Genomic DNA, 23,309 nt, shown 5'->3' with positions numbered 1-23,309 from the left:
ACTGTACGAGTTCATATGGCGTCAGCGGCCGCTGACCCTCTTCGGCTAGTCGCAGGCGATTCACGGTCCGCTTATTGGCTGGCATGGTCTGCCTCCGAGGAGACTGGAAGACAATCACGCTTCGCTGCCGTCGGCAACCAGACGCGTGAGCTGACGGTCTGTCAGCCACGTGTCGACATGCCCAGGGTGGCGGGACGCTGCGGGGAGCCCACACGTAGCCGGATCGGGTGCCCGGTCGGCTTGATCACCGCCGAGACTTAGCGGTGCCGACGTGCCAAAGCTCTCTTTCAGGACACCACTGATCAGCCGAAGTCGCATCCTCACGTGGGCAGTTTCGTTTGGATCACCGGGCGGACCAGCGGAAGATGCCCGCGACGTACAGTCCGGCGAGGTAGATGGTGGCGGTCTTCTCATAGCGGGTGCGATGGCGCGCCACTGTGTGAGGCGGTTGATGCACCGTTCGTGTGCTGGCGGACACGAGCAAGACGGCCGCGCCGGGCCGGTTCGTCCCTTGCGATCCGGCCGGACCAGATGGACGCCCAAGCGCTCGGTCAGGAACGCCTCGAACTCCCGCCCGGCGAAGCCCTTGTCCGCGAGGGTCACCTGACCGGAGCGGACAAGGTGGTGGTCGCGTTCCAGCAGTGCGGCCATCACCTCCCGTTCGCCGAGCTTGGGGTTCGCCAGGCACCAGGACACTGGCATGCCTTCGGCGGTGGTCAGCAGATAGAGCCGGAAGCCCAGAAGAAGCGGGAATGGCTGCGGCAGTAGCCGTAGCCGGCATGTCCGGCCAGCTGGGAACGTTTGACGGTCTCGCGAGAGGCCGCGCAGGGCAGCGGTGTGGAGTCGATCAGCCGCAAGTCGTCGTTCCAGGTCGGGATCCGCCTGGCCAGGGCCTCGATCACGTGACTGATCAGCGGTCCGGCGGCGTTGAGCCGCTTGTTGTAGGCGGACTGCTGAGGCAGGTAGCGAAAGAGGTGCCCCAGCCGGCGTGGGCGAAGCGGATCCAGTGCCGGGCCGAAGGGAAGCCCATCAGGACCTGGGCGACCGCCAGGCACAGCAGCGGCGTCTGTCAGTTTCGGGGGTCGCCCGATCCGGCGCGGCAGGGGTCTGGGCCCGAGCCCGCCATAGGCAGGCTGATGCATGATCGGTTCCATCGAGTGTGAAGTAGCGCAGGGCGGTGAACTGGGCCTCGATGCGGTTTAGCCACGAACTGTTGATCGGCGTGTAGGCGAACTCGACGTTGTTGGCCGCGGCCCAGTCGCCGACCCGGGTGTCCCCTTCCGTGGTCAGGTACGGGGAGAAGTTGTCGAGCACGATCGCGATACGGATCTTCAGCGGGTAGAGGCTGCGCAGGTAGCGGCAGAACTCCAGGAACCTCGTCCGGTTCTTCTTCGGCTTGATGTGGCCATAGAGCTTGTCCTTTCCCAGGTCCAAGGCGGCGGACAGGTGCCGGACTCCGTGGGGGCGGGTGTAGGTCGCCCGTCGGCGGCGTCGGGGTTCCCGGTCGGGGTCCTTGTGCCGCCCGCCGCGTTCGGCCCACTGCCGGCCGGGGTGGGGCCGGAGGTTGAGCGGGCCGAACTCGTCCAGGCAGAGGCTCTCAGCGGCCCGTCAGTAACCATCAACCACCCCAGTTACACCGCTCGTTTGACAGACCCCCTCCAGGTGGTCCCACCGCCTCCTCGTGAGAACTCGCTCCTGCCCCTCACGACACGTCCAGTCCTCAGGAACCCACCAATCGAGCACCGGCACATCGAGCACCCGACTGCCGACCCTCTCGCGCCGGGTCCTCAGGTGGTCAGGACGATCTTCCCGGTGGTACGACTGCTCTCGCCCAGCTCATGCGCCTTCGCCGCCTTCTCCAGCGGGAACGTCGCGGCGATCAGAGGCCGCAGCTTGCCTTCCTCCACGAGCGCGGCGATCCGTTCCAGTGCGACATGATCCGGCGCCACCAACACCGCGGTGCCGCGCGCCCCCACCGCGGCGGCCTTCGTCGCGGTCTGCTCGACATCAAACGGATTCACAACGTTGATCAGGAGGCCTCCTGGGCGCAGCGTCGGCAGGGAACGGTCCTCGTACTCCCCGCCGATGAGGTCCAGGACGACGTCCACGTCCCGTACGAGCTCGGCGAAATCCTGAACCGTGTAGTCGATCAGCTCGTCCGCTCCGAGCTCGTGCAGCACATCGTGCTTGGCCGCGCTCGCGGTGCCGATGACGTACGCCCCGTGAGCCTTTGCGATCTGGACCGCCAGGTGCCCGACGCCCCCGGCGGCGGCGTGGATGAGCACCCTGTGGCCGGCGCCGACCTGTGCGACGTCCACGAGGGCCTGCCAGGCCGTCAGCGCCGCCAGAGGCAGAGCCGCGGCCGCTACGTGATCGAGGCTCTTCGGCTTGAGCGCGAAGTGGCGCGAAGGCCCGGTGACGTACTCAGCGTATCCGCCCGCGGGCGCGGGGAATCGCGGCATCCCGTAGACCTCGTCACCGACCGACAGGCGGCTCTCGCCGGGTGCAACCGCGGCCACGACGCCGGAGACGTCCCAGCCGACGGCGAAGGGCGGGGTGAGCCAGCGTCCCTCCTGACGGACCTTCCAGTCGACGGGGTTGACGCCCGCGGCGCGTACTTCGACCAGTATCTCGGTCGGCTCAGGGGCAGGGCGCTCGGTCTCGATCAGTCGGAGGACTTCGGGTCCGCCGAGGCTTTCCTGGTGCACGACTCGCATGTTCTCTGTCATGTGATCAAGCATCAGTGACGTGGTATCCGTTGTGAAGAAGGCACCTCAATGGTATTCAGGTACCTCGTGGATACCATTCCTGACCTGCGCTCATACGGTGGCGCCGATGCCTATCTCCGCAACTGCAACTCTCGGGCCGTACTGGACTTCCTCTCCAGCAAGTGGGTCTGCCTGACGGTGGGCGCACTGCGGCCGGGGACGAAGCGATTCGGCGAACTGCGCCGTCGGCTGGACGGCATCACCCAGAAGATGCTGACGCGGACCCTGCGGGACCTCGAGCGCAACGGACTGGTCCACCGGGCGGTCTATCCGAGCGTGCCGCCTCGGGTGGAATACAGCCTCACCGAACTCGGGCAAAACCTGGCGGGCCTGATGGACGCCATTCGCGCCTGGTCCGAGACGCACATGACCGACATCCAGGCGGCTCAGGCGAGCTACGACGAGCGAGCCACCCAGGAGTTGAAGCCTGTCTGACCGGTACCACCGCTATTTGAGCTTGTTCCCCCTGACCGCCACCGTCGGTGTGGTGATCAAACCGCGAGTGCTGTCTCCTACTCGGCGGGGCTTCGGTAGCCGGGGCTGCTGTGCAGTCCGCCTGTGCTGTGCCGGCCACGAGCGGCCGGCAGCGCACGACTTCAGCGCCGCTGAGGACCGGGGCGCGGGCCAGGGTGTTGGGGGTGAACGGCAAGGTTGGACATCGGGTGAGCTTACGCGTGCGGCTTGAAGCGCCAGGCCGAGAGCGCCGGGGCGTCGTGCTTGCGCAGCGCGGTGTTGAGATCGCCAAGCACGCGGATCACCTCGCGGTAGCCGTCGAGCTCCAGCGCGACGAAGTAGTCGATCACCACGCGGCCACCGGGCTCCACCACGAGCGTGATCACCGACGCGCCGGGCAGGAACGTCTGCTGGGGCGCGGCCGGAAAGCTGGTGCGGGCGAGCGCCACCAGCAGCCCCTCGATCCGCGTGGGATCGACCCGGCCGCGCACGCTGCGGACCTCGCCCTTGACCTGCTGCTGGTAGCCGAGAGTGCCGTCGGTCGTCAGGGTCAGGCTCTGCTGGCCCCACGGGGCGTCGGCCGCGGTCGGGTGGCCCTGCTCGAAGGTGATCGTGCGCAGCGCCGAGGCCGTACCCGGCGCGGCCGCGATCTGGCCCTCGCCGAAGCAGGTGCTGCAGGTGCCGTAGTCGCAGGCCCTGCACCACGGCAGGGCATCGTCGTCAAAGGTGGTGCCTTCGCACAACGCGCAGCCACGGGTTCCGTGACACTCGTAGCACAGCGCGAAGCCGGGGTCGGCGACCTCGCGCGCCGGTCGGTACGGGCCGACCGGGTGCCAGCGCCCCTGGCCCTTGCACTGGTTGCAGCGCTTGCTGCCCTTGCACGAGCGGCAGCGGCCGTCGGCCGGCGCGGCCTCCGGCAGATGGCGCAGCGGCGAGATGCCGGTGCCGCGGCAGGTCGCGCAGGTGCCGGTGCGGCCGCACGGCCGGCACGGCACCGTGCGCACCGCAGGCACCCGCATCGCGTCGACCGGGGCGTCGTCGTCACCGTCGTCGTCGGCCTGGTAGGTCACGATGCTGCGCCCGTCGGGCTGGTGGGTGACCACCTGGCGCAACCGGTCGCCGTGCCAGGCGTAGACGTCGCGCGAGGTCGGCGCGCCGGCGCCGTCGAAGTACTCCTCGACCTGGGGCCGGCCATCGAGATCGATCTCGGTGCGGGCCCGCGTGGTCAGGGTGCCGTCGGCGCGGTGGCAGCCGCGCTCGATCACCCGGCCGGTCGTGGTCTGGGTCGTGCGCACCACCTCGTACGGGACCGCGCCGTAGCGCGCGGCGTGCCCGGCCGGCTCGAGACCGTCGTAGATCACCTCGTGGATCGCGCCTTCGTGGATCCGCTCGACAATCGACCCGGCCCCGGCGTCTATCCGCCGCACGTGGTGGGGCCGGCGCGCGGCCTCGTCGGCGGTAAGCTCGTCGTCGGGCTCGCAGCTCTGATGGGCGAAGTAGCGGGTAATCATATCGGCAAGTATGGGGCCATCGCCGGAGCGTACTGGCGCGACGCAAATTCCCTGAACGGCTCGCAGCCGTCGAGGAGTTCACGGCGCAGGGTCCGGTGGAACCGCTCGACCTTCCCTGCGGCCGTCGGCGACCGGGGTTTGGTCAGCCGGTGCACGACCCCATTCTCCCGGCAGTTCCGGAACAGCACCTCGCCCGGGCCGCAGGCGTTGGCCGCGATGCCGCCCGGTCTGTACGCCATGGCGGCCACGACGCCGGGCCGGCCTCCGACGGGCCGGGCGAGGGCGACGGGACGGCGGAAAGGGCCAGCGCGTGAACGGCACAATAGTCCGGTGAGCATCCCGATCGCGATCTTCAGGCTCATCAGCTACCGGCCTTGCGGGCACGAACTGCTGGTGCGCGTTCGTCGGCCCGCCGCCTCGAACGCTGATCAAGGGGCGCTGGATGCGGCCGACGACTCCGCCGACTCCGCGACGGAGTCTCTTCGCACCTGGTGGGAGCGACAGCACTTGCAGCGCAAGTGCCCGCACCAGCACACGTCAAGCCTGGTCGCCGAGATGCAGGAGGAACCGGTCGGAGAGGAGCTGTTCGGCCCGGGTCTTCGGCAGTTCGGGGTATGGGTGGCAGCGACGAAGTACGGCACACCGTGGATGGTCCTCGGGACCGCATCGACCGAAGCCGAGTTCTGGCAACGAGTCCAAGACGACTCCGACCTTCTCGATCTTGACCCCCAGGCGCCCGCCGAGCTGCACCACGTCTACTTCCTCACCGACGAGGACCGCCGATCGAGCCTCACGCACAGCTGAAACTGCCGCAACAGCAGATCAGCCGGAGATCCGGCATTGGCTGCGGGTGGTGTCGGGGTGGTGTACTTCGGCGACCCATTGGGCGAGGGAGGCCAGTGTGGTTTCGGCGCTGTCCGCCATGTAGTCGCGTAGCGCGTCGAGGTCGCTGCGGGTGGTGCCCAGAACCGGGTCGAGGCGCAGGAGTTGCCAGGACTGCTGGACGACGGTTCCGCGTCCTTGAGGTCGGAAAGTCCAGCTCCATCGCACGATGCCGTCCTCGGCGCCACCGACGACGAAGGTGAAGGCGCTGCCGGGGTCGGCCCGCACGATCTGGGAGCGAGTGGTCCACTGCTTGCCGTCCCTGTGGTTGCGGCCGCTGAACCAGGCGCCGACTCAGGGTCCGGCATCCTGGTCGAAGGCGACGTCGGTGGCGTTGGGACTCCACCGGCGGATCGCGGACACGTCGCTGACCAGGTCGTAGACGCGTGTGGGGGCGGCGTCGACCCATGCGCGCCTGGTGAAACCGAAATCCGCTGCGTTCAGGGTCTCGAAGGGGTCGTGTTCGCGGGTTGCGGTGCTCAAGCGTCCTCCTGGATGAGCGCGGGATGCGGTGAGGCCCAGCTCATCGCCGCTCGGGCCAGGAAGCCAGACCCGCTGGTGCCTATCCTCGGCAGGGAGAGGCTGTGCGTTGCGGGTCGACCCATACTCGGAGCCATACTCGGAGCCATGATCGGAGCCATGAACGGGAAATCACAGCTCGGGGACTTCCTGCAGACGCGGCGGTCCCAGCTGCGACCCGACGAGGTCGGGGTGCCCACCTATGGGGAGCGCCGACGTGTGCCGGGTCTTCGCCGTGAGGAGCTGGCGCTGCTGGCGGGAGTGAGCGCCTCGTACTACGCCCGGCTGGAACAGGGGCACTCGCTGAATGCCTCGTCAGAGGTGCTCGACGCCATCGCCCGGGCCCTGCGGCTGGACGAGGCCGAACGTCTGCACCTGCACGACCTGGCCCGAACTGCCAAGCCCCGCAGCCGCCGGCGCCCCGCGCCGGAGCGCGTGACGGAGGCGACCCGCCAGCTGCTGGACGCGCTCACGGACGTCCCCGCAATCGTACTCGGCCGGCGCAGGGACGTCCTGGCATGGAACCGGCTGGGCCACGCGCTGTTCGCCGGACACCTCGACCCGGGTGCCCCGGACGTACCGGCGGAGCGCCCCAACATGGCCAGGCTGGTGTTCCTCGACCCCCATACCCGTGACCTGTACGCCGACTGGCCGGGCAAAGCCGGCGCGGTGGTGGGGAATCTGCGTCTGGTGGCGGGCCAGCATCCGCAGGACGCCGCGCTGCACTCGCTGCTCGGCGAGCTGAGCGCGAAGAGTGAGGACTTCGCGTCGATGTGGGCCGACCACCGGGTCAAGGCATGCGCGGTCGCCGACTACGAGTTGCGGCACCCGCTGGTCGGTTCGCTGACCGTCATCCAGCAGACCCTGAGCCAGGGGCCGGATTCCAGCGTCGTGGTCGCCACCACTGCGGCCGGCTCACCCTCGCGAGCGGCCCTGGACCTCCTTGCCCAAGCCATCACCCGAGTCATCACCCAAGCCGTACCCGCCCGTTCGGACAGCCGGTTCAGCACCGGCTGACCACACTCCTTCCCCCCTCCCTCCGTTCGGCCCGCACCGACGCGTGCGGATCCCGGCCGGGCATCCATCCACCCCTGTGCGTCGGCGTGATGCTGCCGCATGCCCGAAATCAGTGAAGGAACCATGTCAAGAAGCGTTCCAAGGCCGCCGTACCTGCCGCCGTCTTGGCCGCCGCCGCGGTCGCGATGGCCGCTCCGGCTCCAGCAGCCGCCCTCTGCGCCCCGCTGAACCATGCGCGCACCGCCGTGCACTTCGACCTGGCCAAGGGCCAGCGTCCGCTCCCACGACGGCACCCTGTACTTTCTGTACGCCACCGGCACCGCGGACCTGACCGGCGTATGGCGGCTGCGCCCGAGTGGCCGAGCGGAGCGCAGCGCCGCCCTGCTCGCGGCCGGTCTGCCCAACGGGCTGGCCCTGGAAGCCCGCACCCGCACGCTCTACGTCACCGACTCCACCCTCGGCACCGTCTGGCGCGTGCCCACCGGTGGCGGAACCGCCGAGGCCTGGTCCACCGATCCCGCCCTGGCCCCCGCCGGGTTCCTCGGCGCCAACGGCCTGAAGATCCACAACGGGGCGGTCTGGGCCACCAACCTCGACAAGGGCACCGTCGTCCGCGTCTCGATCCTCGCCGACGGGCGCTCGGGCACCGCCCGGGTCACCGCCACCGGCCTGACCGGGATCGACGACTTCGCTTTCACCGGCCGCGGCGACCAGATCATCGCCGTCCTCGACACCGTCAACGAGGTCGCCCTCGTCCGGCCCGACGGCACCCACACCATCGTCCTCACCGCCGCCCACGGCCTCCAAGGCCCGACCTCCATCGCGCTGCGCGGCGCCACCGTCTACATCCCGAGCGCCGCCTACCTCACCGCCAAGGACCCCAACCTGCGGAGCCCCTCGATCTCGCCCATCCAGCCCTCGCGCTCGGCCTCGGCAATCCTGTCGAGGAGGTTGTCGCGGATCTCCATGAGACGGCCGCGCTGGGCGGGGTCCGGCCGCAGCAGGGAGCAGAGGACGCCCCGTTGACTGAACGAACCAGGTTGATTGTGCAGTTCAGGGCACAGGTGACGTTGTCGCCCAGTACGGTCTGCGGTCGTGATGGACGATCGTGTGCCCGAGCGAGATCTGTCGAGGTTGGCCGTTCCTCGGTGGGGTCGGCTGGTGGAGACCGGCGACCGATACGAGCCCTACCGGCTCGTCGACGCCGACGGCGCGGCCGTGGCGCCCGTTGCGGTGTTCTTCCAGGAGCTGCTGGCAGCCGGGAAGGCGGCGGCGACCGTCCGCTCCTATGGCATGGACCTATTGCGGTGGTGGCGGTTCCTGCACGCGGTCGAGGTGTCATGGGATCGAGCGACGCGCGTGGACGCTCGGGATTTCAGCTGCTGGATCCAGCTGACGGTCAAGCCGCGAGCGATCGCGGCCAAGCGGCGACCGGCCCGCAGCGTCGGCGCCCCGAACCCGGTTACCGGGAAAACGAGCCCTGGGCTCGGCTATGCCCCATCGACCGTTGCCCACAGCGAGACAGTGCTGCGCAGGTTCTACGATCTGCACCGTGATGCCGGATCTGGGCCGCTGATCAACCCATTCCCACTGGACCTGGCGCGCCGCTCCGGCCGTGCGCACGCACACCACAACCCGATGGACGCCTGGGCACCGGAGCGGAGAGGCCGCTACCGGCCCACCCTTCCGCGCCGGATTCCGCGCTCGATCCCGGACGAGTGGTTCAACACGCTGTTCGCGGCGCTGCCGTCGAACCGGGACCGGGCCATGATCGCGTTTTGGATCTCCAGCGGAGTCCGGGCCTCGGAGCTGATCGGCGTCCGGCAGTGCGGCGTCGACCCGGGACAGCAACTGATCAGCGTTGTGCGGAAGGGCTCCCGAGCACGGCAGCAGGTGCCGGCCTCGGCAGATGCGTTCGTGTGGCTGCGGCTTTACCAGCAGGAGCTGCACGGGCGGGTGCCGCGGGGCCGGGCGCAGCCAGTGTGGTGGACGCTGCGGCGTCCGTTTCAGCCGCTGACATACCACGGCGCCCATCGCATGTTCGAGCGGGTAAACGCCGCCTTCGGTGCGGACTGGACCCTTCACGACCTTCGTCACAGCGCCGCAGCCCGCATGGTGCGCGACCCGGCGCTGACGCTGACCGACGTGCAGTGGGTCCTCGGGCACGCGCATCTGACCACGACCGAGATCTACCTCGCGCCGCGCCAGGACGAGGTCGTGGCCGAGGTGCTGGCCCACCACGCCCGGCGGGCAGACCAGCACGCCGAGCCAGTGCCGCCGCCTCCGGCACCCGGCTACGACCCGGAAGCTATGGACGTGCTCTTCGGGCGGTCTTCATGACCATCACCACGAAGCACTCGACGCGCCGACAGCTGCAGACCGCGAATGCAACAGCCGAACAGGCCCGGGCGCGGAACAGCGCACTGCGGGAACGGTTCCCGTCCCGCTCTGCGGAGGCGTGGTGGCCGGCGACAGCGCAGTCCGCGGACGACGTACTGCGTCGGCTGACCGCGCCACCGTTCTTGCCAGCGGCCAACGCCACCCGAGCCGGGCGACGGCGTGGGGTCGCCAAACTTCTGCGCTGGCTGTCCAGCCTCCCAGGGGACACCTGGCAGCAGCGTTGGAAGGCCAGCCGCGCCGAGGAGATCCCCGGCGCGGACTGGACGGATCTCCCGCTGCGCTTCTTGCGTCAGAGGTGGGCCGTCGCCGTCGTATGAGCGCGTTGACCTGACCTCCGGGCTGCTGATGCTGGTCTGCGGCGATGTCATCCGTCCCGACCTGGCCTGGATGCTCACGCGCACCCACAAGCACCTGGCTCCAGTCATGGCCGAGGTCCGCGACCCCGAGGGGTTCACACGGCTGGCACAACTGGCCGAGGCCGAGCCCGCCAACGCCCGAGGCGAGGCCACCATCGCGGCGACCCGGATCGCGATGCTTCTGGCCTGCAAAGGCGGGGCGATCACGGACATCACCGTCGGCGACTGCGTAGAACTGGTCGACACCCTGCGTCAGGTCCATGTCCGCGGGGGGCAGCGCAAAGTCGACTTCTACCTTCGGCTGCGGGCCTTGGATATCTTCCCTGAGGACGCCCCGGCTACGATCCGGGCGTTCGGGCTTGCCGCCGGCCGGCTGAGCATCGAAGAACTCGTGGATCGCTATCCGATCCGGTGCCGCCCGATCCGCGACCTGATCGTGGACTACCTGCGCGAACGGCAGCCGTCGCTGGATTACACCAGCCTGGACGCGGTGTCTCGCACGCTGGCCGGGCTGTTCTGGACCAGGAACGAAGCGCTCTCCCCGGGCATCGACTCCCTGCGGCTGCCACCAGCACTGGCCCGGGCCTGGAAGACGGACATCGCCACCAAGAAGCGCACCACGACCGGCCCAGACGGCACCGCCGTCGAGGTCGCCAGCCCCAGGCTGAACGCCAAAGACGAGCTCATCCGCGTCCGCGCCTTCTATCTCGACATCGCCCATTGGGCTGCGGAAGAGCCGGCCCGCTGGGCACCGTGGGTAGTGCCCTGCCCGATCAGCGATGAGGAGATCAGCAAGGCCAAGGACCGCAAACACCGCAAGGCCCGGATGGACCAGCGCACCCGCGAACGGCTTCCCCTCCTGCCGGTGCTGGCCGACAACGTTGACCGCAGGCGCCGGGCCACAGCCGAACTACTGGCTGCCGCCAAGGACACCCTGCCCGGGGATCTGATCCCGGACACCGCCGGAGCCTTGCGGAGAGCGGTCGCGCCCAAGGCCGCCGGGCACCTGACCTGGGCAGAGGAGACCTCGACCGGGCGGCGGCGGAACCTCACCTACGAGGAGACCGAAGCCTTCTGGGCCTTCGCCGCGATCGAGGTCCTGCGCCTGACCGGCATCCGCAACGAGGAGCTCTTGGAGCTGACCCACCACAGCATCACCGAATACCGGCTCCCCAGCACCGGCGAAGTCGTACCCCTGCTGCAGATCGCCCCGTCCAAGACCGACAGCGAACGGCTCCTGCTGGTCAGCCCGGAACTGGCAGACGTCCTTTCCACCATCATCCGCCGCCTGCGGGGAAGCAGTCGCGCGATCCCGCTGGTGACCTCCTACGACGTCCACGAGCGGGTCTGGAACCCGCCGATGCCGCTGCTATTCCAACGCGATATCGGCACCGAACAACGGGCTTTCACCCCGACCGCGCTCCGCAAGCTTCTGATCAACGCGCTGGCCGCCACGAGCCTGACCGATGCCGCCGGCAAACCGCTCGTCTTCTCCCCGCACGACTTCCGTAGGATCTTCGTGACCGACGCCATCATGAACGGCCTGCCACCGCACATCGCCCAAGTGCTCTGCGGACATAAGAGTCTTGATACGACGATGGGCTACAAGGCTATCTACCCGGCCGAGACCATCGAGGCCCATCGCGCCTTCATCGCCCGCCGCAGGGCCACCCGACCCAGCGATGAGTACCGAACCCCCACCGAAGAGGAATGGGACGCCTTCCTCGCGCACTTCGAGAAGCGCAAGGTCTCCATCGGCACCTGCGCTCGTGCTTTCTCAAGCCTTTGTGTTCATGAGCACGCTTGCATTCGTTGCTCGCTCCTCCGGCCGGACCCGGCCCAGCGCGGCCGGTTGGAGGAGATCCGCGACAACCTCATCGCCCGCATCGCCGAAGCCGAACAAGAGGGCTGGCTCGGCGAGGTCGAAGGACTCCGGGTCAGCTTGGCCGGCGCCGAAGACAAGCTCGCCCAGGTCGACGCACTGGCCGAGAGACAGCCGGCTGCGGTCCAGCTCGGAATGCCGGACTTCAGCCGGTCCGGAGGAACCGCTGGGACGCCGAGACCAACATCATGATCGAAGCCAGAGCGAGCGAAGACGAAGATCAAAACGGAACCGACAGCCCGGCCTCGCGCAGCTGGGACAGGGCTGTGGACATGCATTGCTGCACAGTCCTCCCGTCAGCACGCATGCCATGTTCCAAGGGACCCCCAATGGCAGCGAACGTCCACGCCGGCGCGTTGTCGGCCACCCTCTCGGCGTCCACTCTGATCATGGCGTTCACGCCCTGCTCACCCAGCCATTCCAGGATGAGGAGTGTCACGTCCTCGATGCCACCATCCTGGTCGATCTTTGGCCAGCGGCCCTGGTTTCCTGTCATTGCCCAGACTCTACTGAGGGGTCCGAAACGGTCGGCGTCCAGTGGTCAAGTCGGGGGGCTCAGTGCCTGGTTTCCATTCTGGCAAAGAGTTCAGCGCACTCGCTGGCGAAGGAACAGAGCTGGTCCACGACCTGCCGGTACTTCTGCGGATCCCGCAACAGGTTCGGCGTGGCATCGGTCCAGTGCTGCCACAGGCCACCAGCGGCAAGGTATGGGGACGCTCGCTCGGTCCCAAGGACGGCATCGAGGTGAAGCAGTGTGCTGAGAGCGACGATCTGGTCGTAGACGCGGTCGGGTTGAGGCAAGCAGCGATCAAGGTATCTGCAGACTAGATCGGCGTCCGCGCTGGTGCCGAAGGTGGCAAGAGTGATGCAGTAGGCCCCGCCGCCGGGGCCTTCGCTGGCCAGCAGGAGTTCGCCGATGCGGCCGCGGAACTCGGTCCTGCCGGCTACAGCAACCAGCCAGGAGGCAGTCTTACGCTCTCGCCAACCGCCTTCGAAAAGGACGCCGAGCTCAGCGGGAGTGATCTCCCCGGCAGCCTTGACCAGCTCCCTCATGAACAAGTCGCGCTCAGGCCCGCTCAACCGCAGCGAGCTTCCACCCAGCCGCAGGTACCGTCGGCCGGGCGTGACGAATCGTCGGACCAGGTCCATGAGCTCGGGGTCGGTGTTGGCATAGCGCATGGCTGCATCTTTGCCCGGGCGGGGACCCAGCTGCCAGCGGTTTACCCAGAGCCCCGAGTAGCGATCGCTAGTTCAGAGAAGCAGGCATGCTCGTGGATGCAGGCGGTGCCTCGGCGCGGGCGCAGGTGCCGACGGAGAGCATGCGGCGTCCGAAGCGGCCAAGGAAGTCTTCCCACTCGGCGTCGCTGGGGGTGCGGTACTCCTCGGCGGGACGCAGGGAGCGGCGCCAGGTGATGAACGCGCGATGGCCTCGGTGGGGTAGACGGCGTTGTAGCCCATGGTGGTACGCGGCCTGGCAGGCCTTCCTCGGCGACCGCCCTGGAGAGCGCGCGCCATTGGTCTGACGTCGTCTACGCGACCGAGCGCCGTAGCCGCCAGGCATCGGGGCCTGGCCGGTGCGGGTGTTGTCACGGCCATCAAGGCGGCCAGGCTCCGTCGCCCGCAAGGTCCTGAGACCACACGGCGCCAGTTGACACCGATCCTCAAGGTCTCAAAGTTGGCGGCCGATCGGATCGTTGATCAGCATCGCGCTCTCTCGCACGAATCTCTGGCGCCAGCTCGCGGAGAGAGTCGTGCCGTTCTCTGGCCGCCAGGTGAGCAAAGTCTGTTAGTTACCAGATGCCGTCGATGACTTCTTCGAGAGTCAGGTGCCACTGCGAGTCCTCATCCTCGAAGGGCAGAGGGTCGAACTCGGTGATCGCGGTGCGGAGTGCGTCGACGCGTTCTTCCGTGTTTTCGTCGCCGTCTTCCAATTCCTGTTGGAGGATCTGGAACTTGGTCAGGCAGTAGACGAGTGATTCGACGTCACGGTGGATCGCCGTGTAGACGAGCTGCGTCTCACCGTCGCCGAGAGCGTAGACCGTGCCCGTGTCCGGAGCGAGCGCGAGGGTGGTGTCGGCGAACATGCCGAGCACGAGCCAGCTGTGGCACTCCTTAGGTACCGTTCCCTTGTCGGCGTACCACTCGCTGAGGTTGATGGAGTCGTCGGCGCGGAGGCTGGCTTTGGACATGAACCACTCGGTGTCCGGGAGGCCGATGCTGCTCAGCAAGAGCGCGGCGCGGTCGTTCATCTGATTGTGCGGGCTGCTGTAGCGGGGGAAGTAGACGACACCGGTCAGCCCGAACGCGGTGCGCACCTCGTCCGGCGACACGACGAAGCTCATGCTGAGACCTTTGCATTCCGGGAGGGCAACTGGTGATCGATGCTATCGGCCATGGTGAGCCTTCAGCTCCTCCATATACTTTTGGTGCTCGATGTCGCGTTTGCTCCGGCTGACGTCCTGATCGTATGTGTTGGTGTGATGCACGGTAGTGGCATTCTTGAAGTGCTTGTCCAGCCATGCGTCGCAACGAGGCCGTTTCTGGCACGGCTCCCGTTCTGTGAATACTTCCTTCAACCCGTCTTGTTTGCCGTTCTTCAGGAGGGGGTAGCCGATCGACCGCTCTGAGTGCAGGCTCTTCTTGCTGTAGCCGACAAGGATGCTCTCTCCGTTCCCGTCTGGATCGATGTAACGCCCGGCGGCGTAGTTGTTCCCGTCATAGTCGTTGCGCGCGTACCGGGCCAGCTGCGTGGCCTGACCGAGCTCGTCGGTGTAGGGATCGACCTTGGTCGACTGCACCTTCTGCTTGTATGTGTCCGCGACGCTGAACTCCTCACGTTCGCCGCGGGTGGAGGGTCGGTACGCCTTGCCGTTGTTGAGGATGCCGTCCAGACGCTGCTTGTCCGTGCTGTCCAGAGGCTTCAGTTCGCCGTCGTCTTTAAGCCGGCGCACCGTCCCGTCCGCGTCCAGAAGGTACGTGCGGACGTCCTTGCAGCCGTCGATGTCTTCCTTGGTCTTCTTGTCGTTCTTCTTGTGTTCCTTCTTGGCGGCGTCGATGTCGGCACCGTGCTTTTCCAGCACGTGCACGGTCTCGTCCGCCTTCTTGTCGACGGCGTCCTCGGCCTTGTCCATGACGGTGGCGAGCTTGTGGAAGCGGCTGTCCTTCTTAACCGAGCTGCGGCGCCTGCCGCCGCCGGTCTTGTGCAGCGTCTTCTTCTTGTCGAAGTCCCGCTTCGTCTCGTCGTAGCCGCCGGTCGCCTTCTCGAAGTCGTCGAACTCGATCGCCAAGTCCGTCGCCATGTCCGCCGATCCGGACACGTAGCCACCGGCCTTGCCGTCGTCGTGGGCGTCGAGCGCGTCGGTGAACAGGTCCTCGATCTTGCCGAGGATCTTTGCCTCGATCTTGTCGGTCACGACCTCAGTGATCTGGCCGATCGCGTAGTCGATCGCCTCGTGCAGAGCGATCCGGCACGCAGCGATCGCGGCAGCGCTCAGGAGCCCGCTGAGTCCCGCAGTGAAGAACATTCCGATGACGCCGGCTGTGGCGGCCGCAGCTGTCGCCGTGAGTTCGGTGATGCAGGCGATCTTGCAGCCCTCGATGAAGCCAGCGCAGTCATCAAGGGCATCCGCCAGGTCGTCCAGAGCTTTGGAGAACGTCGCAAGATCTCTGGTAGTCAGCTTGCCCCAGCGCCGGTCGATGGCATGGACAGTCTTGCCCTTGCTCTTGCCGCCGACGACGTAAGAGCAGGCCCGATTGCCCTGCGTGATCGCATCGTTGATGCCTTCGGCAAGGTGCCGGTAGTCCTTGGCCGTACTCCGGACCTCGTCCTCATCGATGTTCGGCCAGTTGACGCCAACAAGGTCAAGCACTTCTACGAGATCATCGGGCAGCGTCTTGCCCACGCGTTTCATCTCCCCCGTGAAACAACAGTTCCCCTTGCCTAGGCCATGACGTGACGGGACGTCAACGCGGTTGGCACCAGATCAGGCCAGCCCCGCCCACCTCAGGACGGCGTGAGGCAGACCAACATCTCATCGGTTCCGACCATGATGTCGCCGTTGTCCAACGCCGCTACTGATCGCACGGGCGCCCCGGGACGGAAGAACCGCTCGGCGAGCTCGGCCTCGACCGCCGAGTACTCCACCAGACCGTCCCCCCAGCCGATCAGCACCACGGGCCCATCGGGTGTCTGAGCAGCGGCCAGAGCTGTCACAGCGCAGCTCCTCTCGCGCAGCGCAGTAGTCAGCGGCGCCCGGTCGGGAGCCCACAGGCGTACGCGACCGTCCTGACCTCCGCTGTAGATGAGCGTGACCCCTTCGGCCAACTCAACCCCGGCCAGGCCCGTTACCGCGCCCTTGTGCAGCGCCTTGTGGGAAGCGGCGACAGTGTCGCCGTCCAGCGTCACCACCTGCACCGTGCCGGCGCCGTTCCCATACACCAAGGCGTCACCGACACAGGCGACGGCCGTAGCGGAATCTTCGACGGCGGCAACGAGCTGCTCCAAGGGCTTCCCCTCGGTCTCCAGCAAGCTGCCGATCCCCGTGGAGCGTGGCGCCGTGGGGCTCTGTTGGAGCGTCAGATGCCCGTGGCCGTCCAGGACAGCTAGGTCGCCGTCTCTCCCGAAGGCCACCGACGTGGCCCCTGGGACCGCTTGCGGCAGACGACTCTGTGGCTGCCCGCCTTCTGCCTCGATCAGACGCACGATGCCCTGATGATCGACTACCGCGATACTGCCCGATGTCTTGCCGACGCCCATCCCCAGCGCCGAGGCGGGCCCGGGCCATGGCGGACTGATATCGCCGCGGACCCGTTTCCAGCGCACTGTCCAACCTGCACCGTGGGCCAGCGTCCGCAGCTCGTTCGCCAATCGTGGATCAGCATCGTCTCCAAGGGATGCCCACAGCACCAAGGCCCTCTCGGCCGGAGGGCAGGGGTGCGTCAAGGCACCACCGGCACGCAGCCACGCGGCACGTAGCCCTCCGTGAGGGTCTACGGAGAGCTCGTACAGTGCCGTGACCTGCACAGGATCGGCGCGACACACCGAGCTGGGGTCATCAAGATCAGGAGTAGCTTGTTGATTACCAGACAGCGCATCCGGCTTCGGCGACGGTGAGGACGCCGCCCACACCACGTAGCGCTCCTCGTCCCGCCATTGAGCCGCCCGCAGATCCATGACAGCCGGAGCCAGAGCCGACAGCCCCGCTGATACCTCGCGTGTCTCGACGATCAGGCGAACGTGATCGAAGCAGGCCAGCGCACAGATCAGTTCCTCGATCGCCTCAGGAGCGGCCGAGTGATGCAAATCGGGCAAGACGACCACGGTCCGACGCCGGTCAGCAGCCACAGTGGCGATCAAATCGCCTGGCGTGCGCGCGGCCGAGCCCAACTGCTCGGCCAACAGCCAAGAGGCCGTCAATGCGGAGTGCCCAGCCAGGGGAACGAGTCCGTGGACGCGTCGCTCCACCACGACATCCGGCCGCGCCGCTTGCTCAGCGAGCCACGCCAGGAACATCGACTTACCGCAACGCTCATCACCGCTGATCACGCAGACGCGCGGGGCATGTGGGTCACGCAGCCACCCCAAGATTGCCACGCCGGCAGGCTCACGCCCCGCGGGAGGAGGAGACCATGCCTGCGGCGTCATCGGCGCGCCCGCTCCGCCGTATATCGGATCAGCCCTTTGAGCCCTTCTTCCCGGGACTCGGCTGTCTCCCCGTAGTCGAAGCTGTGCGTGAACTGCGCATTGGGGAACTCCCTTGCCATCCACGCTGCGCAGTAGTGGCCCGGCATCATGCATGCCTCCAACTCGCAGTACACGCGCTTGACCTGCCGTCCATCGACGCCGGCCTTCTGGAGCTGCTGCCAGATCAGCTCCTCCGGATGCGGTTTTCCGGGACCCGTGGCGTCCGTGACGATGTGCTTCTGCCCGCTCGCGTCGATGTACTCGATCGCCGCAGAGAAGCCAATACTGAGCGCATGCCGCACATCGTCCAGCACTCGCGGCCACCAGTCCTCGCGCCCATCGAACGCATCCGGATCGATGAGTCTCAGCTCTGCGTTGAGCTCCCGGAACGCAGCCGCCCCCGCAGCAAGATCGACCGACGCAGCGATCACACCCAAGCGCCGGTCCAGGGCTGCCAGACACTTACCGAACGCGGAAACATCCGAGTTCACGAGCATGCTCGACTCCACGCGGTCCATGAAGACCGCATGCACAACACCGTCCGCGCCTACAGCCACGTGAGCCAGCCCGTCCGTACCCACGCGCACCCAATGAGCCTGCGACTCATCGCAGCGCAGCCCGTGATGTCCGGCAAACAGGCCCAGCGTCAAACCGTCCGTCTCGCCCGCAGCCTCGAAATACGGAGCCACGCTCAGGGGTACGCCGACCTCTTCCAGAACTGCACGCGCTTCCTCCTGCACGGCGGCACCAAGACTCGACAGCGACAGTCGCCGCATCCCGTCTCGCCCGAAGTGATCGGCGGCAGAATGCGGAGTCTGATCTTGCATGGCCGAACGCCTCCCCGTAAGTAGTTGATCTCGACGAGCCTATCTACCCCTGGCTCGGGCATTCTGGCAGGCCGCGCAATGACAGATTCCGGCCTCTGCATTCTTCGAGCCCCGCGCTTCGGTGCTCAGCGCGACATCGTCGGCACCAGCGGGCGTCGACCTCGTGGGGCTCTCTATCCCACAACGCAGCGGGCAGCGAACGCCTCACGACCGCGTCGCGCTTCCTGCTCGCCTTCATCCGCTCCAGCGGCAACCTACGTCAGCCTGCCCTACGCGCTGCTCTTTTGATCACATCGCGCGCTGCACAGTGCCGCCTGGGAGCTTCCTGCCGTCCGTTCTGAGAACAGTCCACATGACATACCGGAAGCCGGCGCGCCAGTCATCTCCGAGTCCCCACCAGGCCTGCAGGTTGTGGCGGTCGTTCTCATAGGCCGCCGCGAACTCCTTCATGCACAGGTCGAGGGCTTCCGCTCCGGAATCCTTGATGAGCTCCTGGAAGGTCATGCCGACCGGTGCGCGTACGAAGCCCACTGTCTCCTCTTCGTGCGGTGCTCTGCAGTCCTCCAGGACAGGCAACGCTTCGCCGGGCGTGCGCTTCTCGTTGAGGCAGTCACCGACTGACCCGTTGGTGACGTAGTACGGTTCCCCGCGGCGGGCCGCGCGGTTGGTGATGGGCCTTCTGTCTGATCTGCCGCGGAAGAACTGCTGGACGATCGCGGAGTGGGCCGGTGAGGCCACCTCATGGCATGCAGCACCTGCTGTGCCGAGCCGCTTGGGACGCCGATGACGTGCGGGACGACGTGCGCGAGTATGTCGTCGAACACCTCCATGACGAGGCCGCGGAACTGGTCGTGGACGAGACTGGCGACGTGAAGAAGGGCACCGGCACCGTCGGGGTCCAGCGCCAGTACACACCGGCACCGCCGGCCGGATCGAGAACTCCCAGGTCGCCGTCTACCTCGTCTACGCAAGCGAGCGAGGACATGCGGCGGTGGACCGGGAGTTGTACGTACCGCGCTCGTGGACCTCGGACCCCGGCTCGCTGCCGGGCGGCCGGGCTGGGCGAGGAACCGTCTTCGCCACCAAGCCCGAGCTGGCCCGCACGATGGTCGAACGGTTCCTGGACGCCGGGCACCGGGTCGGCTGGGTGACTGGCGACGAGGTCTACGGCGGCAACCCGAAACTGACGGCGGCCTTGGAAAAGCGCGGCCAGCAGACTCGATGAACACCAGGTCCGCCGCTACCCGTCTTGGAGCCGCTGGGTCACCCTCGCCATGCTGGCTCACGCCTTCCAGATTCCCGGACACGAGGGGGTCCGGGTTCCTAGGGTGGATCCCGCCCGGAGCGCGCTTGGGGAACCTGTGAGCACACACGCACCAGACAGCGAGGAGACCGCGGCAGTATCGCGGCAGAGCGGCGCCGGCGACGCAGACGCCCCGCCCGACACCTCGCAGACCGACGTCACCACGACCAGCAACACCCCCGCACTCACCAGAGCCAGCCAGCCGCCGCCAGTTCGATGTGCTCGGCCGCCGACGAGCAGCCCGCCGTGCTGAGCGCATCGCCGCAGAGACCGACGCAGAACGCGCTGACCGACGTGAACAACGCGCACTCCGCGCCCAGTGGGGCATGGCCCTCGCCACCCTCGTCCCTTCGGCTGGCGCCGGTGGTCCTGCTCCGCTCTCCGGTGACTGCAGCGGGCGGCTGCAGGGCGACGACTGGCAGTCGACGCCTAGCGCGAGTAATCGGCCAAGGTCAACAGCAGGTGCGCGGACTCAGGGCGCAAGTGGTCCGAGTGGGCACCAGCTGGGTTCAAGCGCTTGCCCCGTACGTAGTAGTCGGAGGCGTCGATACTGATGAACCGATGGTCGAGTGTGTGAAGCGGATAGCGCTCGTTGGGGGGAAGCATGCGGGCGCCGAACATCGGAGCAGGTGCGGGACCTATTCCGCAGTGACCGATACCAGACTGGCCCTCCGCTCGCAAATGCCAGAAGCCGTTGGCCCGATCGTGACGGGAGTATGTCGTCACCACTGGGCCTCGCAAAGGGGCTCCGTCGTCGTCGCCATCAGGCAGCAGAGAGGTGAACAGAGAGGAGAACGCGTCTCGCGGTGCTGCCATTTGGAAGAGAAGCATGCTGTCCACTGCAAATGGGCGGGACGGCATCCCGATCGCTGAGCTCCATCCCAGGGTGTCCCCAAGCGCGGCCTCCGCTGCCCACTGCACCGCCTCACACAGAAACCGGCAGCCGAAGGAGTGGCCGACTAGGTGGAGGTACTGCCCTTGGTCATTGGCGAGTACCTGGGCGTCAACAGGGTCGGGACGTTCGGTGTCGAGATAGCCGAGCAAACGACCAATGATGTGAGCGGCATGGCCGTCTTCGTCTCGTGCGCCCATGGCATGCGCTCGGTCGCGGATCCGCCGGTAGCCAGTGGGGCTGATCAGGCTGGAGGAGGGCCAGCGCACTACAACTGTCCACGGGCGGAAGTCATCTTCCGTAAGTTGCGGGTACAGGTGCCGGGCGGCTCCATACTGCTGCCGCGCCAACGCTTGAAGGCGTTGGGCAGCCCTCACTGCCGACTGAGGCGATGTCTGCCAGCCGTGAACGTACACCAAGAGATCGGTGGCCCAGGACGGCGGGGCGAGCTCCTCGGCGAAATACTCACACAGCCGGTGCTCAGCAACCGGCTCGGCCGTATCCGCATCCAGCAGCCAGCCCGTCTCATCCAGGTCAACAGCGGTGACCATCTCCATCGCCCACAAATCCTTATCCGCCTTCATTCGGGTCGATCCCCTCGGCCGATTGCAGAAAGGTGTCCATGCCGCAGTGAAGTGCGTATGCCAAGCCCAAGGGATTGCGGTACCGAGTCGCGAATAGCTGTGCAAGGTCGAGCGCGATCTTTCCAGCGGTGGCGGACGGGCCGCCGCTTAGGTATCGCTTGACGAAAGCCAATGCGTATTCGGCGGCGAATACCTGTGGCATCTCGATGTGGGGGCCGAGCACGCCCTGGGCACCGTACTCAATCATCACTCGGCCGAGGAACCCACGGTCAACGTCCCCGGCCGCGATCCCGCCGTGGCAGGCGTTAAGTACGACGAAGGGGTGGAACGCACCCGCCCTGCGGTGCGGGTGACGCCGCGCCCGAACCGTCTGGCCGCCAAAGGGCCTCCCATCGGTGAGCCGGATGACGAGCTGGGCTGATTCTGAGCCGTTCGGCTCGAAGTAGCCATGGCTCCAGAAATACATCAACTGCTCGTCCAAGTTCCTGGCACCAAGGTCCCGTTCGAGGTCCTGGTACGTGGTCCGTACAGTGCACCTCGTACCGTCCGCGAGGACGGCAGCCACCTCCGGGGCTCGGGTCCTCTTGCCCACAGCGGTGTCGTGGTTAAGGCTTACGGCCGGAAGCTGCTGCGGGCGTGACGGCGGCTGGAGCCACGGGTAGGCATCTCCTGTGTGCTCGATCTGGTGGCGGTGTCCCAGGAAGAGGGTGAACAGCTCATCCAAACTCAGCTCCGGCTGCGCGATGATGTCCCCCATCGGCTCCGCCTTCCACTGCACTGGCCCGCTTTCCCTGGGTGGGCCTCCTGGAGATGTGGCAGCTGCGCTCTGGAGCTGCGATGACAGCCCTCGCTCACCAACTGTCCCAGTGACATGGTCGAGGGGCGTGGACACGTGCTCTTGTTTGAGGCACAGCATCGGCCACGGAAGGTGTAGCTCCGCGGAGTCGAAGCGGACCCTCAGTCCCTCCTGTGCCAGCGCGGTTGCCAGATACGTTCGGAATAGCGCCACGCGCTCGTCATCCCCAGCGAGCAGAACGTCGAACAGCACGTAGGCGCCGTTTCGGGCGAGTTCGTCTACCGCCTCCCGTAGCTCGCTCTCGGGCTCGCAGCTGAGGTCCAGTGCCGAGGAGTACGGACGTTTTCGGCCTGGTTGAGGTTTCCCGGAACCGTCGGTGGGCTGATAGTCAACGAACGCAAGCCTCCACTGTTTGCAGAGCCATGCAGCGTCCGCCCGTACTTGGCCGGGGCTTGCTGGTAAGTCGGCCTTGTGCTCACCGCCCCTAAGCGCTGGCACGGCCGGGCCCGACAACCGAGCCCGGATCCGGGGCGGATTGCACCCAAGAACATCAAAACTCACCCGAAGGTCAGGTTCGGTGGTCTCCAGGTGCGGAAGCCGGCGAAACCCGTCGCTGGGATCCTGGACGATACGGACAGACAGCGGAGTCGGCACAACTCATCGCCTCCCGCTGTGTTCGGGGAGCGGCATGAGCACCTGCTCACTAAGCCTAGGTCCTACGACAATCAACTCGGTCTCGACCTGTTGGAGCGCGGCGCCGGTGGCGTGGTGGTAGATGGTAAAGCGCACGATGTGCCGACCGGGCCTGCGGGGAACGAAGGAGAACTCCAGATCATGCGTGTGCTCATACAGGGCTGATGCCGGTTCGATATCAGCGTGACTGACCGGTGTCGCCACCACTTCAAGCGTCGGCCGTTGGGCGTTGGGCAAGGCCCAGGGATGACCAGGCTCAGCATGGAGGCGCAGGCAGATCCGGATAGGTGCGTCGAGAGAGAGCTCTTGGTCATCCACCAGCTCTAGCTGAACAAGGCAGGCGTCGACCTCTCCCGCCATTGCCTGCCACAAAGACAAGGCAGCACGCGCGTCAAGGGTGCCAGGATGATCCGGACCCAACACCCGCAACCTGTCAGCCACTACCTGCTCGTAGGCGGCGGCTGCCTCCCTCGGATCTCCAGCCTGCCCTCGCCACCAGGCGAGATCAGCTCGGGTAGTGAGAGTGGCTGGATGGTCCGGGCCCAGCACCCGCAGCAAATCCTCAAGCACTTGCTCGAACGCAGCAGCAGCGCCAGCCGCATCCCCCGCCTGTCCACGCCACCAAATCGAGTTGTGCCGGGTACCGAGAGTGGCTGGATGGTCAGGGCCCAGCACCCGCAGCTCGTCGTCCAGAAGCTCGGCAAACGCCCTCGCAGCACCGGCCGCATCTCCTGCCTCCCCCC

At 67.0% G+C, this 23,309-nt stretch carries 21 protein-coding genes and 4 pseudogenes; 8 read left to right on the top strand and 17 right to left on the bottom strand.

Going from position 1 to position 23,309, the window contains the following annotated elements; all coding sequences use genetic code 11:
- Positions 1-467 precede the first annotated feature (467 nt).
- From ABZ208_RS03715 to ABZ208_RS03705, 3 genes and pseudogenes are all read right to left on the bottom strand, one after another.
- Positions 468-1,079: pseudogene (locus ABZ208_RS03715) on the bottom strand (IS982 family transposase); the annotation flags it as partial.
- 55 nt (positions 1,080-1,134) lie between these two features.
- Positions 1,135-1,590 (bottom strand): annotated as a pseudogene (locus ABZ208_RS03710) (transposase); the annotation flags it as partial.
- A 197-nt stretch (positions 1,591-1,787) separates the two neighbouring features.
- Positions 1,788-2,729, bottom strand: a complete 942-nt coding sequence (locus ABZ208_RS03705; RefSeq protein WP_356907934.1) for an NADP-dependent oxidoreductase — start codon at positions 2,727-2,729, stop codon at positions 1,788-1,790.
- 66 nt (positions 2,730-2,795) lie between these two features.
- Between ABZ208_RS03705 and ABZ208_RS03700 the strand changes: the two genes are divergently transcribed.
- Positions 2,796-3,203 (top strand): helix-turn-helix domain-containing protein, encoded by a 408-nt coding sequence (locus ABZ208_RS03700; protein ID WP_356907933.1) that lies wholly within the window; start codon positions 2,796-2,798, stop codon positions 3,201-3,203.
- Between the two features lie 233 nt (positions 3,204-3,436).
- On the opposite strand, the gene ABZ208_RS03695 is transcribed toward ABZ208_RS03700, so the two are convergent.
- Together ABZ208_RS03695 and ABZ208_RS03690 are read right to left on the bottom strand one after the other, a co-directional pair.
- Complete coding sequence (locus tag ABZ208_RS03695; protein ID WP_356907932.1) at positions 3,437-4,732, bottom strand: hypothetical protein; 1,296 nt, start codon at positions 4,730-4,732, stop codon at positions 3,437-3,439.
- 68 nt (positions 4,733-4,800) lie between these two features.
- Positions 4,801-4,929: pseudogene (locus ABZ208_RS03690) on the bottom strand (integrase core domain-containing protein); the annotation flags it as partial.
- A gap of 133 nt (positions 4,930-5,062) precedes the next feature.
- Here ABZ208_RS03690 and ABZ208_RS03685 point away from each other — a divergent pair.
- Positions 5,063-5,536, top strand: a complete 474-nt coding sequence (locus ABZ208_RS03685) for a hypothetical protein (RefSeq protein WP_356907931.1) — start codon at positions 5,063-5,065, stop codon at positions 5,534-5,536.
- Positions 5,537-5,554: 18 nt separating this feature from the next.
- Here ABZ208_RS03685 and ABZ208_RS03680 read toward each other — a convergent pair whose 3' ends face one another.
- The gene (locus ABZ208_RS03680) at positions 5,555-5,842 is read right to left on the bottom strand and encodes a hypothetical protein (protein WP_356907930.1); all 288 of its coding nucleotides are present in this window, start codon (positions 5,840-5,842) and stop codon (positions 5,555-5,557) included.
- Positions 5,843-5,908: 66 nt separating this feature from the next.
- Positions 5,909-6,097 (bottom strand): hypothetical protein, encoded by a 189-nt coding sequence (locus tag ABZ208_RS03675; RefSeq protein WP_356907929.1) that lies wholly within the window; start codon positions 6,095-6,097, stop codon positions 5,909-5,911.
- 156 nt (positions 6,098-6,253) lie between these two features.
- Here ABZ208_RS03675 and ABZ208_RS03670 point away from each other — a divergent pair, with 156 nt between their 5' ends.
- The 5 genes from ABZ208_RS03670 (at position 6,254) to ABZ208_RS03650 (ending at position 11,980) form a co-directional block, all read left to right on the top strand.
- A complete protein-coding gene (locus ABZ208_RS03670; protein WP_356907928.1) occupies positions 6,254-7,150 on the top strand; it encodes a helix-turn-helix transcriptional regulator in 897 nt (298 codons plus the stop codon).
- Positions 7,151-7,381: 231 nt separating this feature from the next.
- Complete coding sequence (locus ABZ208_RS03665) at positions 7,382-8,176, top strand: hypothetical protein (protein WP_356907927.1); 795 nt, start codon at positions 7,382-7,384, stop codon at positions 8,174-8,176.
- A 135-nt stretch (positions 8,177-8,311) separates the two neighbouring features.
- Positions 8,312-9,490 carry a site-specific integrase gene (locus ABZ208_RS03660; protein WP_356907926.1) on the top strand — a complete coding sequence of 393 codons (1,179 nt, stop codon included), beginning with the start codon at positions 8,312-8,314 and terminating at the stop codon, positions 9,488-9,490.
- On the top strand, positions 9,487-9,867 hold the full coding sequence (locus tag ABZ208_RS03655) for a hypothetical protein (RefSeq protein ID WP_356907925.1): 381 nt from the start codon (positions 9,487-9,489) through the stop codon (positions 9,865-9,867). The genes ABZ208_RS03660 and ABZ208_RS03655 overlap by 4 nt, the downstream gene beginning before the upstream one ends.
- 28 nt (positions 9,868-9,895) lie before the next feature.
- The gene (locus tag ABZ208_RS03650) at positions 9,896-11,980 is read left to right on the top strand and encodes a site-specific integrase (RefSeq protein ID WP_356907924.1); all 2,085 of its coding nucleotides are present in this window, start codon (positions 9,896-9,898) and stop codon (positions 11,978-11,980) included.
- A gap of 28 nt (positions 11,981-12,008) precedes the next feature.
- Here ABZ208_RS03650 and ABZ208_RS03645 read toward each other — a convergent pair whose 3' ends face one another.
- The 7 genes from ABZ208_RS03645 to ABZ208_RS03615 form a co-directional block, all read right to left on the bottom strand.
- Entirely contained in the window at positions 12,009-12,284 is a 276-nt protein-coding gene (locus tag ABZ208_RS03645) for a hypothetical protein (protein ID WP_356907923.1), read from the bottom strand.
- 59 nt (positions 12,285-12,343) lie between these two features.
- Positions 12,344-12,967, bottom strand: a complete 624-nt coding sequence (locus ABZ208_RS03640; protein WP_356907922.1) for a DUF6000 family protein — start codon at positions 12,965-12,967, stop codon at positions 12,344-12,346.
- Positions 12,968-13,578: 611 nt separating this feature from the next.
- Positions 13,579-14,130 (bottom strand): SUKH-4 family immunity protein, encoded by a 552-nt coding sequence (locus ABZ208_RS03635; RefSeq protein WP_356907921.1) that lies wholly within the window; start codon positions 14,128-14,130, stop codon positions 13,579-13,581.
- A 42-nt stretch (positions 14,131-14,172) separates the two neighbouring features.
- Positions 14,173-15,699 (bottom strand): nucleic acid/nucleotide deaminase domain-containing protein, encoded by a 1,527-nt coding sequence (locus ABZ208_RS03630; protein ID WP_356907920.1) that lies wholly within the window; start codon positions 15,697-15,699, stop codon positions 14,173-14,175.
- Between the two features lie 92 nt (positions 15,700-15,791).
- Entirely contained in the window at positions 15,792-17,381 is a 1,590-nt protein-coding gene (locus ABZ208_RS03625; RefSeq protein ID WP_356907919.1) for a hypothetical protein, read from the bottom strand.
- Positions 17,382-17,428: 47 nt separating this feature from the next.
- Complete coding sequence (locus tag ABZ208_RS03620; protein WP_356907918.1) at positions 17,429-18,298, bottom strand: nucleic acid/nucleotide deaminase domain-containing protein; 870 nt, start codon at positions 18,296-18,298, stop codon at positions 17,429-17,431.
- A gap of 288 nt (positions 18,299-18,586) precedes the next feature.
- Entirely contained in the window at positions 18,587-18,829 is a 243-nt protein-coding gene (locus tag ABZ208_RS03615; RefSeq protein ID WP_356907917.1) for a hypothetical protein, read from the bottom strand.
- A gap of 133 nt (positions 18,830-18,962) precedes the next feature.
- On the opposite strand from ABZ208_RS03615, the pseudogene ABZ208_RS03610 reads away from it, so the two are divergent.
- Positions 18,963-19,590: pseudogene (locus tag ABZ208_RS03610) on the top strand (IS701 family transposase); the annotation flags it as partial.
- Positions 19,591-20,030: 440 nt separating this feature from the next.
- Here the strand turns inward: ABZ208_RS03610 and ABZ208_RS03605 are convergent.
- From ABZ208_RS03605 to ABZ208_RS03595, 3 genes are all read right to left on the bottom strand, one after another.
- Positions 20,031-21,077 (bottom strand): hypothetical protein, encoded by a 1,047-nt coding sequence (locus ABZ208_RS03605; protein ID WP_356907916.1) that lies wholly within the window; start codon positions 21,075-21,077, stop codon positions 20,031-20,033.
- On the bottom strand, positions 21,064-21,834 hold the full coding sequence (locus ABZ208_RS03600) for a hypothetical protein (protein ID WP_356907915.1): 771 nt from the start codon (positions 21,832-21,834) through the stop codon (positions 21,064-21,066). Before ABZ208_RS03600 ends, ABZ208_RS03605 begins: the two co-directional genes overlap by 14 nt.
- Positions 21,835-22,530: 696 nt before the next feature.
- A partial coding sequence (locus tag ABZ208_RS03595) for a tetratricopeptide repeat protein (RefSeq protein ID WP_356907914.1) occupies positions 22,531-23,309 on the bottom strand: 779 nt, incomplete at its 5' end.

This window comes from Streptomyces sp. NPDC006208 (assembly GCF_040613775.1).
In the GTDB taxonomy this organism is placed as follows: Bacteria; Actinomycetota; Actinomycetes; order Streptomycetales; family Streptomycetaceae; genus Streptomyces.
Note: the sequence above shows the minus strand (reverse complement) of the source record. Positions and strands in the feature narration are given on the sequence as shown.